Genomic DNA, 11,139 nt, shown 5'->3' on the forward strand with positions numbered 1-11,139 from the left:
CAGCGCCGCCGCGGCAGCGCACCCAGCAGCCCGCCCAGCAGCAGCGCCAGCCGCGGCCGCCGGCTGCACCGCGTATCCAATGAGCGCCACGGAGTTGCGCGGGTCGCCGTGATCGCCGGCAACACGGGGGCTGCCCAACATATCGGCAGCCTATGCCAAGTATATTAAGTGCTTTGTAAGTTTTCGTCGTCCTAATTCCTGGACTAGACTAAAATTCGTCCATTCCAGTCGACGGCATCCCCCGATGACCCCAGTCAGCCAGTCGCTCGTCGCCGATGACACGTCGGATTCCTCGGACATCTCGGCGCTCACGGAATCGCTGACCGCGGAGGTCAACCGGATCGCCTGCGACAAGACCCGGGCCATCCAGCAGATCACCAATCAGATGAAGATGCTCGCGCTCAATGCGCTGATCGAGAGCGCGCGCGCCGGCGAGCAGGGGCGCGGCTTCTCGGTCGTCGCCCAGGAGGTGCGGGCGGTCGGCCAGCAGATCGATACGCTGGCGGGGGATCTCGAGAGCCAGCTCACCCGGCGGACCGGCGCCCTGATGTCCTCGATCGCGCGGATGACGGAGCGCTCCCAGGCCGAGCGCATGGTCGACCTCTCCCTCAACGCGGTCGAGCTGATCGACCGGAATCTGTACGAGCGCACCTGCGACGTGCGCTGGTGGGCGACCGATTCGGCCGTGGTCTCCTGCGTTGCCGATCCGCAGCCGGTGGCCCGCGCCTACGCGTCCGAGCGGCTCGGCGTGATCCTGGCCGCCTATACGGTGTATCTCGATCTCTGGCTGTGCGATCTCGACGGCCGGATCCTCGCCAACGGCCGGCCGGACCGCTTCGCCGTGCAGGGCCGCAGCGTCGCCGGCGAGAAGTGGTTCCGCGAGGCGGTGGCGCTGCGCAGCGGCGACGACTACGTCGCCGGCGACATCGAGCGCCTGGCCGGACTCGACGACGCCCAGGTCGCGACCTACTGCGCCACCGTCCGCGAGGGCGGCCGCGCCGACGGGAAGCTCCTCGGCGTGCTCGCCATCCATTTCGACTGGGAGGCGCAGGCCAAGGCCATCGTGAAGGGCGTGCGGGTCGGGGACGACGATCGCCTCCGGGTCCTGCTGGTCGACCGGCAGATGCGGGTGATCGCCGCCTCCGACGGCGCCGGGATTCTGAGCGAGCGCCTGCCGCTGAGGACCGAGGGCCGCCACGCCGGCCACTTTCACGACCCCTCCGGCGCGCTCGTCGCCTTCCACGCCACCCCCGGCTACGAGACCTACAAGGGCCTCGGCTGGTACGGCGTCATCGTGCGCGCCGCGGGATGATCCGGCGGGCCGGCCGTCGGCGGTGACGTCTCATCCGGACGTGATTTGGCTGGCGCGGGCGATGCAGGGCACGAAGGCGTCCGGCGCCGACACCAGGAACCGCATGTCGGCCGCGAGCCTGCGGTCGGCGAGGAGCGCCGGTGCGCCGGCGTCCAGCCTGCGGCGCAGCGTGTCGACGACGGCGTGGTCCTGCGGGCTGTCGTAGGCCTGCTGGAAAAGGCGTAGCCCCTCGGTGCCGTAGAAGCGATGCACGATCTCGGTCAGGAGTTCGCGCTGCTTCACGTAGGAGACCAGGGCCTGGTCGAGCTGGTCGTCCTGGGCGGCCGTGACGGTGCGCACCGACGCCTGCTTCGACGCGAGATACTTTTCGATCGGGACATCGGACGAGCCGCCGCCGGCCTTGCCGGTCGCATAGGCCGCGACCAGGCCCGGGTCGGGCGTCTTCACACGATGAAAGCCGCGGTCGCCGACCGAATAGACGTCGGTCGCATAACAGCGGGCCTTGGCCGGATCGGTCTTGGCGATGCGCTGGAGGTCGTCGCGCCGTTTCCACTCGGCCTTTTGGGCCGGAGTGGACTGGTCGCGGAACTCGGGCATCGATTTGACGCGCCAGATCGTCCACACCTGCAGTGCGGCCAGGAGGCAGAAGCCGATCGTCAACATGCGCCGGGTGCGTGGCGTGAGACCGAACAGGTTCTTGTTCGAGCCGGCATTGACCCGCTGGAGCAGCAGCGTCCCGGGCACAGCCGGGGCCGCGGTCGCGGTCGCCGGGAGGGGGCCGGGGCCGGGACGCAGCCCGAAGGCCGCCCGGTGGGCGACCGCCTGCTCGAGCGGGCGCGTGTCCACGCGCGGGCCGGCGGCGTGAGCCATCGGCCCAGACAGGCGGGTGAGAACCGCGATGCGCTCGGCGATGGTCGGATGCGAGGCGAATGCGCCCTCCACTGCACCGTCGATCATCATCGCATCGGCGCGCGGATCGAGACCCTCCACCGCACTGCGGCCGTCGATGCGGCGCAGCGCCGAGATCAGCGCCGCCGGATTGTGGGTCAGCCGCACCGCTTCGGCGTCGGCGATGAACTCGCGCGACGACGAGATCAGCAGGCGCGACACGCGCGCGAGCGTGAACGAGACGGTCGACGCGAAGCCGGCCAGCATCGCCAGGATCAGATAGGGGGTGAACAGGACCGCGATGATCACCTGGACGACGTTGTTGAGGCGGAACGGATTCTTGCGCTCGATCCATTCCAGGTTCTCGATCAGCACATTGGCGGCCGCCATCAGGCAGATGTCGCCGTTCTTGATGTGGGTGATCTCATGCGCCACCACGGCGGCGAGCTCGTCGTCGTCGAGCGCCTCGACGAGGCCGCGCGTGGCCACCACGACGGCGCTGTCCGCATCGATCCCGCACGCGAAGGCGTTGCGGGCCTCGGTCTCGATCAGGGCGACCCGAGGAACCGGGACGCCGGCCGTGATCGCCAGCCGCTCGACGATCGAGACGAGGCGCGGCTGCGCCCGCCGGTCGACCAAGGTGAAGTTCACCGAGGCGCGCATCGCCGCGACGTGGCGGGCGCAGCGGAAGACGAACAGCGACGCGCCGAGCACCAGGAGGACCGGCGCGTAGCGGGTGAAATAGGCCCAGGGATGGAAGATGAGCGCGTGCTTGGAATCGAAGTAGATCAGCGGGACGATCAGCAGCACGGTGCCGATCAGCTCGAAGGCGATCACGAAGCCGAAGAAGATGACGACCGAGCGCAGGTTGTTGGCCTGGACGTGCCCGTAGAAGCCGTTGACCCGGAACATGGTCCGCCTCGCCGATCGAACTCACGGGGGCCGCCGTCGGGTGGGCGAGGCGAAGCGAAGCGAAGCGAAGCGAAGCGTGCCCACCGACGATCAGCAAATCATTCTTCACGACGGCGTGGGCACGGCGCGATCCGCGCCTTTGCCCACCCTACCACCTGATCAGAACCGGAAGGCGACCGGCTCGTCGATCAGCACCCGCTCGACGCCGAGATCGAAATGCTTGCGGCGTCCGAGCCGGCCGAACCCGCCGATCAGGTTGCCGGGAAACTGGCGCAGGGTGGCGTTGAACTCGTCGACCGCGAGATTGTAGAAGCGCCGCGACGCGGTGATGCGGTTCTCGGCGTCGATCAGCTGATTGCGCAAGTCGCGGAAATGCGAGGAGGCCTGCAGCTCCGGATAGTGCTCGACCACCGAGAGCAGGCTGTTGAGGCTCTGCCCGACCTGCGTCTCCGCCTCAAGCCGCATGTCCGGTCCGGCGGCCCGGAGCGCGCCGGCGCGGGCCTTGGTCACCTCGGTCAGCACCGTCAGCTCGTGGCCGACGAAGCCGCGCACCGTCTCGACCAGCCCGGGGATCACGGCGTGACGATGCTTGAGATGGACGTCGACGTCGGCGAATGCGGTGTTGCAGCGCTCGTCGAGCGCCATCAGGCGATTGAAGGTCCACCATGCGAGGACCACGGCCACGACCGCCGCGCCTCCGGCCAGCATCAGGATCATGTCCACGATCGCCTCCTGTGCATCGTTCTACCCCGAGCTGTAGCCGCCTGGGTTTAATGCCGGTTGAAGCGCAGGGGTGTTTTGATGCTGCGGTTAAAGGAGTGTTGAGGTTTTCGCGCAGCCGTTGGATTAGTCGATCATCCAATATTCAGCGCCCAGGTTGTAGAATGGCTGCGCTCGGACGCGAGCCGAGACCTTTCAGCCGCGGTCCAGGCCCCGCAGGGCCGGCCGCACGTCGAGGTGGAGAGCGCGATGGCGGAATCGATTTTCTTGCGGGTTCGACGGCTGGTGTCGGCGAGCATCGAGGATGCGGTCGATGCGATGGAACGGGCCGGCGGGTCGGGCGTGATGCGCGAGGCGATTCGCGAGGTGGACCGGGCCGTCGACGAGGTCCGGGCCGAGCAGGAGGCCGCAGCGTCGCGCCGCCTGCAGGCCATCCGCCATCAGCGGCTGCTGCGCGAAAAGCATGCCGAGCTCGACGAGAAGGCGCGGTTCGCCATCGCCGAGAACCGTGACGATCTCGCCGAGGCGGCGGTCGCGCGCCAGCTCGACCTCGAGCAGGAGGCGACGCGTCTGCAGGCGACCGAGGCCGATGCCGCCGCAGAGGCCGGCCGGCTCGACGAATGCCTCGCCGCGCTCGCCGGCCGCAAGGCCCGGATGGAGGAGGCGCTCGCGGTGTTCGAGGCGGCGCATCGCGAGGCGGCGACCGGTGGCGACGGGCCGGGCCGTCCGGATCGCGCCACCGAGCGTCGGGTCGAGCGGGCCGAGGCGGCCTTCGACCGCGCGATGGCGGCGTCCGGTGGCGTGGCTGGTGCCGACCGCGTCGATCCCGGCGTGGGTGCGAAGGTGGCCGAGATCGCCACGCTGCAGCGCGCGGCCGCGATCAGCGTCCGCGTCGCCGCCCTGAAGGCCGCACGGGCGGCCGGCTGAGACGTCTTCTCCGGCACGAGGGGGCGCCGCCGGTCGTTGCTCGGCTCGTCACTTCTGCAAGTCAGGCGCCGCCGGCACGACGCTGCCGGTCGGCCGGATCAGTTCGAGCACGCGGGTTCCCGGAATCGGCTGGTCGACCGGCAATGCCGAAAAGTCGGCCTCGCCCACCAGCGCCGCGGCGAGGAGCTTGTGATAGGCGCGGCGTGACACCTCGACGGCGCCGAAGCGGCGCAGATGATCGGTGACGAACTGCGTGTCGAGCAGGCGGAATCCGCCGGCCCGCAGCCGCGCGACGAGATGCACGAGCGCCACCTTCGAGGCGTCGCGCTCGCGGTGGAACATGCTCTCGCCGAAGAACGCACAGCCCAGGCTGACGCCGTAGAGGCCGCCCACCAGCGCGTCGCCGTCGTAGACCTCGACCGTGTGGGCACGACCGACCTCGAACAGGCGCCCGTAGAGCTTGCGGATGCGGGTGTTGATCCAGGTCCGGGTGCGGCCCGGCGCCGGCTCGGCGCAGCCGTCGATGACGGCGTCGAAGTCGCGGTCCGCCACCACGGTGAAACGCTCGGAACGGATCGTGCGGGCGAGCCGCGACGACACCTGCAGGGCGTCGAGCGGGATGACGCCGCGCTGCTCCGGCTCGATCCAGTAGAGGGCCGGGTCTTCGGCGCTCTCGGCCATCGGGAAGATGCCGCAGGCATACGCCTTCAGCAGTACCTCGGGGGTGATCTCGACCGATGCGGAATCGCGACGCGCCATGGGATCGATCAGCTCGGTTCGGTCGGCTCTGGGCTCGGAATCGGCGGAACTCCGCCGGTGGCCGGTTGCCATACCATACTCGCGCACCGTGCTTCACCGGTTCGTGAACACCCTGGCGCTAGCGCGTTAACGGGTCGGTAACCTGCCGGTATGTAGCCTTTTAACAGAAATTGAATCAATTCGTCCGGATGTCCGGCGAGTCGAGGGGGCTGGAGAATGGCCATGAGTATCGGTGGTTCCCGCAACCGTCCGCCGCGTATCCTCCTGGTCGAGGACGAGGTCCTCATCTCGATGATGATCGAGGACGCCATGGTGGAGCACGGGTTCGAGGTGTTCACCGCGACCAACGCCGGCGACGCGCTCCAGGTCCTGGAGGACGGGACACAGGTGGACGTGCTCTTCACCGACATCAACATCGAAGGCGACGTCGACGGCAGCAGGCTCGCCCACATGGCGCGCGAGCTGCGCCCCGATCTCGCCGTGCTCTACGCGTCCGGCACCATGAAGGGCATCCCGAATCCGGTCCCGGGCTCGACCTTCGTGCCGAAGCCCTACGCTCCGAAAGACGTCTGCGCCATGCTGGCGACGCTGGCGCCGTCCTGAGCCGGGCGCCGCGACCGGTCGCGACGTCCGATCATCATCCATCTGAAGCCTCCGTCCCGGGCCTCGGCCCGGGATTTTTTTTGTCGCGATGGTCGTGACGCGCCGGCGAGGTCGATCTAGCGGCCCGCATACACGGGCTGGCGCCGCTCCGTCCACGCCGCCAGGCCTTCGGCCAGATCGTCGGTCGGCACCATGCGGGCGAACTGCTCGGCCTCGACCTGAAGCCCCTCGGCGATTCCCATGTTGAGGCCGCGCGTCACCGCCGTGATGATCGCGGCGACGGCGAGCGGCGAGTGGCGCACGATCCTGGCCGCGAGGTCGCGCGTCGCCGGCAGCAGGTCGTCGTGCGGCACGACGGCGTTGACCAGGCCGAGCGCGAGCGCCTGCTCGGCCGTGAAGCGCTCGCCGGTGAGGAGCAGCGCCAGCGCGCGCTTGCGGCCGGCGAGGCGCGCCAGACGCTGCGTGCCCCCGAAGGTCGGCGGCATGCCGAGCATGATCTCCGGCTTGGCGAACAGGGCGCGGTCGCTGGCGACGGCGAGATGCGCCGCCTCGGTGATCTCGCAGCCGCCGCCGAAGGCGAGCCCGTTCACCGCGACGATCACGGGCTTGGGGAACGCCTCGATGCGGGCCGTCAGCCCCTGGCCGCGACGGACGAAGTCGCGGATCGCGGCGTTCGGCCCGCACGCGACGCTCTTCGAGAACTCGTGGATGTCGCCGCCGGCCGAGAAGGCGCGATCGCCGGCGCCGGTGAGGATCACGGCGCGGGCCGCCGGCTCCACCTCGATCGCGTCGAGATGCGCCATCAGGCGGTCGATGGTCGCGTAGTCGAGCGCATTGAGCTTGTGCGGCCGGTCGAGCGTCAGCGTGGCGATGCCGTCGTCGAGCGCGAGCAGGACGGGATCGGCGGCGACGGTTTGGTGAACGGGCATGAAAACCTCCCTGGCTGGCGGACGACCGCGACCGTAGGGGCCGCACCGGATTGTGTGTACTCACTGGTGAGTATACTTTGACGGCATGCCGAGAACCGCCGAACCGACCCGCGACAGGATCGTCGCCGCCGCCGCCAAGCTCTTCTACGGGTCCGGCATCCGGGCCGTGAGCCTGGACGAGGTCGCCGCCAAGGCGGGCGTCACCAAGCGCACGCTCTACTATCATTTCCGCAGCAAGGACGATCTCGTCGCGGCCTATCTGAGCGTGCGCGACCAGCCGAACCTCGCCCTGTTTCGCCGCTGGTTCGAGGAGACGGGCGGCGGCGTCCCGGAGAAGGTGCGCGGCCTGTTCCGTCATCTCGCGCGCTCGGCCCGGCATCCGAAATGGAAGGGCTGCGGCTTCCTGCGCACCTCGGTCGAGTACGCCGAGCTGCCGGGCCATCCGGCGATCCGGGCCGGCATCGTCCACAAGAAGCGGGTGGAGGCCTGGCTCGCCGAGGTGCTGACGGCCGACGGCATCGCCTCGGCGCCGGAGCTGGCGCGGCAGATCATGCTGCTGCTCGACGGCTGCTTCGCCGTCGTGCTGCTGCACCGCGACCCGACCTACATGGAGACGGCCGGCGACGCCGCCTTCGAGCTGGTGACGGCGGCGCGGGCGAGGTGACCGGGCGCCCGTAACCGCCCGTGGCCCGCAAGGAGCGCAGCGGATCGCGGGGGCACTGCCGTGTGTCCCGGATTACGCGCCCAGGCTTTCGCCCGCGCGCTCCATCCGGGCTACGGCCGCCTTCACTCGTCCATGCCGCCGCGGGCCAGGAACTGCTCGAGCCAGTGGATGTGGTAGCTGCCGTCCAGGATGTCCTTGTCGCGCACCAGGGCGCGGAACAGGGGCAGGGTGGTCTCGATGCCGTCGACCACGAACTCGTCGATGGCGCGGCGCAGCCGCATCAGGCACTCGGCCCGCGACTTGCCGTGGACGATCAGCTTGCCGAGCAGCGAGTCGTAATAGGGCGGGATGACGTAGCCCTGATAGGCCGCCGAATCGATGCGCACGCCCATGCCGCCGGGCGGATGGTAGTGCCGGATCTTTCCGGGCGACGGCCGGAAGGACACCGGGTTCTCGGCGTTGATGCGGCACTCGATGGCGTGGCCGTGATAGGTCACGTCCTCCTGGCGCAGCGTCAGGCCGCCGCCGGCGGCGACGCGGATCTGCTCGAGGATCAGGTCGATGTCGGTGATCGCTTCGGTCACCGGATGCTCGACCTGGATGCGGGTGTTCATCTCGATGAAGTAGAACTCGCCGTCCTCGTACAGGAACTCGATCGTCCCGACGCCGAGATACTGGAGCTCCTGCATCGCCTTGGCGACGATGCCGCCGATCCGGTGGCGGGCCTCGGCGTTGAGCGCCGGGGAGGGGCTCTCCTCCCAGATCTTCTGGTGGCGCCGCTGCAGCGAGCAGTCGCGCTCGCCGAGATGGATGGCGTTGCCGCGGCCGTCGCCCAGCACCTGGAACTCGATGTGGCGCGGCTGCTCGAGATACTTCTCCATGTAGAGGGAGTCGTCGCCGAACGCCGCCTTCGACTCGGCCCGCGCGGTGGCGAGCGCGATGCGCAGGTCGCCTTCGCTGCGGGCGACCTTCATGCCGCGGCCGCCGCCGCCGGCCGCCGCCTTGACCAGCACCGGATAGCCGGTCTCGGCCGCGACGGCCTTCGCCTCCTCGTCCGACGTGATGGCGCCGTCGGAGCCCGGCACGCACGGAATGCCGAGCCGCTTGGCGGTGCGCTTGGCCTCGATCTTGTCGCCCATCAATCGGATATGGGCGGGCTTCGGGCCGATGAAGTGCAGCCCGTGCTCCTCCAGAATCTCGGCGAAGCGGGCGTTCTCGGAGAGGAAGCCGTAGCCCGGATGCACCGCGTCGGCGCCCGTGATCTCACAGGCGGCGAGCAGCGCCGGGATGTTGAGGTAGGAGTCCTTGGCGGGCGGCGGGCCGATGCACACGCTCTCGTCGGCGAGCCGGACATGCATGGCGTCGGCGTCGGCCGTGGAGTGCACCGCGACCGTCGCGATGCCCAGGTCCTTGCACGCGCGAAGAATGCGGAGCGCGATCTCTCCGCGATTGGCGATCAGGATTTTCTCGAACATCGCGGTCCCCGGGGCCCGCGTCATTCGATGATCATGAGGGGCTCGCCGAACTCCACCGGCTGGCCGTCCTCGACGAGGATCTGCGTCACCGTCCCGGAGCGTGGCGCCGGGATCTGGTTCATGGTCTTCATCGCCTCGATGATCAGCACGGTCTCGCCGGCCTTCACCTGGGTGCCGACATCGACGAAGGGCCGGGCCTCGGGCTCGGGCGAGCGATAGGTGGTGCCGACCATCGGCGAGGTGACGACGCCCGGGTGCTTGGAGGGATCCATCGGGCCGTCGGCGACCGCGTAGACGCCCGGAACCGCCGAGGGGGCGGCGACGGCGGGCGCCTGCGGCGCCACTGCCGTGACGATGCTCTGGCGCGCCACGCGGACCCGCAGGCCGCCGTGCTCGATCTCGATCTCGGTCAGGTTGGTCTCGCCGAGGAGGCGCGCGAGCGTGCGCACGATCTCCTCGTTCACGGCACTGATGCCGGTCGCCGGCTCCGGCGCGTCCTTGTCGGCGGCTGTCACGACTCAACTCCCTTCGACTGCGAGACCCGCGAGGCCCGCGATGGCGAGCCCATAGCCCTGCGGGCCGAGCCCGCAGATCACTCCCTTGGCGGCCTGCGACACGTACGAGGTGCGGCGGAAGGGCTCGCGGGCATGGATGTTGGTGATGTGGACCTCGATCACCGGCACGGCCACGGCCGCGACGGCGTCGAGGAGGGCGACCGAGGTGTGCGTATAGGCGGCGGCGTTGAGCACGATGCCGGCCGCGCCCCGCTGCCCCGCCTCCTGGATCCAGGAGACGAGGTCGCCCTCGTGGTTGGATTGTCGGAACTCGATCCCGAGACCGTGCCGGTCGCCGGCCTCGCGGCACAGCGCCTCGACGTCCGCGAGCGTCGCACGGCCGTACTTCTCCGGCTCGCGCGTGCCGAGCAGGTTCAGGTTCGGACCGTTGATGACATAGACGGTGGGCTTCATGGACGTCCACCGGGGTCGGGACGCACCCGCGTCGCCTGCGGGTCGCGCGTTCTTGTCCGGCGCACGTCTTATAGGGGCCGCGCGGCGGAAGGGGAAGCCTCCAGGCCCGGGTCCAGGCCCGGGTGGGTGGGCGCGGCGGGCGGCCGGTCGGGTGGGGAGTGCGGCGGGTGCGGCAGGGAGCCACGGCGCGTTCGGTGGGCCGGAACCGGTGCGGGAAGTTTTCTGCCTTTCGCGCGGCCGCAAAGCCGTTACACTGGTGCAAAACGAGGCGGGCAGGGTGATTTAGCCCCCAGCGCCGTCCGCTCAGCCGGACCGTCCGAAGTCCGGGTCAACGACGTGCTCGCGTTTTTGCTCGAAGGGATTGTGGCATGCACGACCAGAGTGACGGAGCCAATTTCGCCGACCAGGCGATCGAGGACCTCAAGAAGAGCGTCGACCAGGCGATCACCCAGACCGAGGATGCAATGGAGAAGATGGGCTACGACGTTTCCACGGCCGCGCAGGTGACCGAGGACTATCGGGCCAAGGTCTTCGACTACATGCGCGGCAACGTGAATGCGGCGCTCGATTACGCCGCCAATCTCGCCACCCTGAAATCCCCTGCCGATCTGGCCGGTCTGGTGCCGCGCGATGCGCCCGGCGCGCCGAACCCGCAGGACCTCTCGGCCGCCGCCCTGGCCGCCGAGGAGTATCGGCAGCGGATGTTCGCCTTCATGAAGGCGAACCTGAACTCGGCGCTCGACTATGCCCAGCAGCTCTCCAGCGTGAAGACGCCGTCCGAGCTGGTGGAGCTGTCGACAAGCCACGCGCGCAAGCAGTTCGAGACCGTGACGGCCCAGTCGACCGAGCTCGGCATGCTGGCGCAGAGATTCACGGCCTGGAACACCGACGCGTTCTCCGGCCTGTCGAAGCTGTTCACCCCACCCAAGCCCTGAACGGCGCATCCGTGCCGCACCCGGCCCATCGCATGGTGGGCCGGGTG

At 69.4% G+C, this 11,139-nt stretch carries 12 protein-coding genes; 5 read left to right on the plus strand and 7 right to left on the minus strand.

Going from position 1 to position 11,139, the window contains the following annotated elements:
* Positions 1 to 244 precede the first annotated feature (244 nt).
* Positions 245 to 1,312 (plus strand): methyl-accepting chemotaxis protein, encoded by a 1,068-nt coding sequence (locus CH341_RS22220; protein ID WP_111421159.1) that lies wholly within the window; start codon positions 245 to 247, stop codon positions 1,310 to 1,312.
* 30 nt (positions 1,313 to 1,342) lie between these two features.
* On the opposite strand, the gene CH341_RS22225 is transcribed toward CH341_RS22220, so the two are convergent.
* Positions 1,343 to 3,112: a M48 family metalloprotease gene (locus CH341_RS22225; RefSeq protein ID WP_111421160.1), complete on the minus strand. Its 1,770-nt coding sequence runs from the start codon at positions 3,110 to 3,112 to the stop codon at positions 1,343 to 1,345.
* A 159-nt stretch (positions 3,113 to 3,271) separates the two neighbouring features.
* A complete protein-coding gene (locus tag CH341_RS22230; RefSeq protein ID WP_111421169.1) occupies positions 3,272 to 3,829 on the minus strand; it encodes a LemA family protein in 558 nt (185 codons plus the stop codon).
* 252 nt (positions 3,830 to 4,081) lie between these two features.
* Here CH341_RS22230 and CH341_RS22235 point away from each other — a divergent pair, with 252 nt between their 5' ends.
* The gene (locus CH341_RS22235) at positions 4,082 to 4,759 is read left to right on the plus strand and encodes a PspA/IM30 family protein (RefSeq protein ID WP_111421161.1); all 678 of its coding nucleotides are present in this window, start codon (positions 4,082 to 4,084) and stop codon (positions 4,757 to 4,759) included.
* Between the two features lie 48 nt (positions 4,760 to 4,807).
* On the opposite strand, the gene aat is transcribed toward CH341_RS22235, so the two are convergent.
* The gene (gene aat / locus CH341_RS22240; RefSeq protein ID WP_111421162.1) at positions 4,808 to 5,518 is read right to left on the minus strand and encodes a leucyl/phenylalanyl-tRNA--protein transferase; all 711 of its coding nucleotides are present in this window, start codon (positions 5,516 to 5,518) and stop codon (positions 4,808 to 4,810) included.
* Positions 5,519 to 5,740: 222 nt separating this feature from the next.
* Here aat and CH341_RS22245 point away from each other — a divergent pair, with 222 nt between their 5' ends.
* Complete coding sequence (locus tag CH341_RS22245) at positions 5,741 to 6,121, plus strand: response regulator (protein WP_170149759.1); 381 nt, start codon at positions 5,741 to 5,743, stop codon at positions 6,119 to 6,121.
* Positions 6,122 to 6,237: 116 nt separating this feature from the next.
* Here the strand turns inward: CH341_RS22245 and CH341_RS22250 are convergent, their stop codons facing one another.
* On the minus strand, positions 6,238 to 7,050 hold the full coding sequence (locus CH341_RS22250; protein WP_111421164.1) for a crotonase/enoyl-CoA hydratase family protein: 813 nt from the start codon (positions 7,048 to 7,050) through the stop codon (positions 6,238 to 6,240).
* Positions 7,051 to 7,135: 85 nt separating this feature from the next.
* On the opposite strand from CH341_RS22250, the gene CH341_RS22255 reads away from it, so the two are divergent.
* A complete protein-coding gene (locus CH341_RS22255) occupies positions 7,136 to 7,714 on the plus strand; it encodes a TetR/AcrR family transcriptional regulator (protein WP_111421165.1) in 579 nt (192 codons plus the stop codon).
* Positions 7,715 to 7,836: 122 nt separating this feature from the next.
* Here CH341_RS22255 and accC read toward each other — a convergent pair whose 3' ends face one another.
* The 3 genes from accC to aroQ are packed head-to-tail and all read right to left on the minus strand — an operon-like array spanning position 7,837 to position 10,157.
* Entirely contained in the window at positions 7,837 to 9,189 is a 1,353-nt protein-coding gene (gene accC, locus CH341_RS22260; RefSeq protein ID WP_111421170.1) for an acetyl-CoA carboxylase biotin carboxylase subunit, read from the minus strand.
* A 20-nt stretch (positions 9,190 to 9,209) separates the two neighbouring features.
* Positions 9,210 to 9,704: an acetyl-CoA carboxylase biotin carboxyl carrier protein gene (accB, locus tag CH341_RS22265; protein ID WP_111421166.1), complete on the minus strand. Its 495-nt coding sequence runs from the start codon at positions 9,702 to 9,704 to the stop codon at positions 9,210 to 9,212.
* A 3-nt stretch (positions 9,705 to 9,707) separates the two neighbouring features.
* Positions 9,708 to 10,157 carry a type II 3-dehydroquinate dehydratase gene (gene aroQ, locus CH341_RS22270; RefSeq protein WP_111421167.1) on the minus strand — a complete coding sequence of 150 codons (450 nt, stop codon included), beginning with the start codon at positions 10,155 to 10,157 and terminating at the stop codon, positions 9,708 to 9,710.
* Positions 10,158 to 10,525: 368 nt separating this feature from the next.
* On the opposite strand from aroQ, the gene CH341_RS22275 reads away from it, so the two are divergent.
* Positions 10,526 to 11,092: a phasin family protein gene (locus CH341_RS22275; RefSeq protein WP_111421168.1), complete on the plus strand. Its 567-nt coding sequence runs from the start codon at positions 10,526 to 10,528 to the stop codon at positions 11,090 to 11,092.
* Positions 11,093 to 11,139: the final 47 nt, after the last annotated feature.

The organism is Rhodoplanes roseus (genome assembly GCF_003258865.1).
Classification (GTDB): Bacteria; Pseudomonadota; Alphaproteobacteria; order Rhizobiales; family Xanthobacteraceae; genus Rhodoplanes; species Rhodoplanes roseus.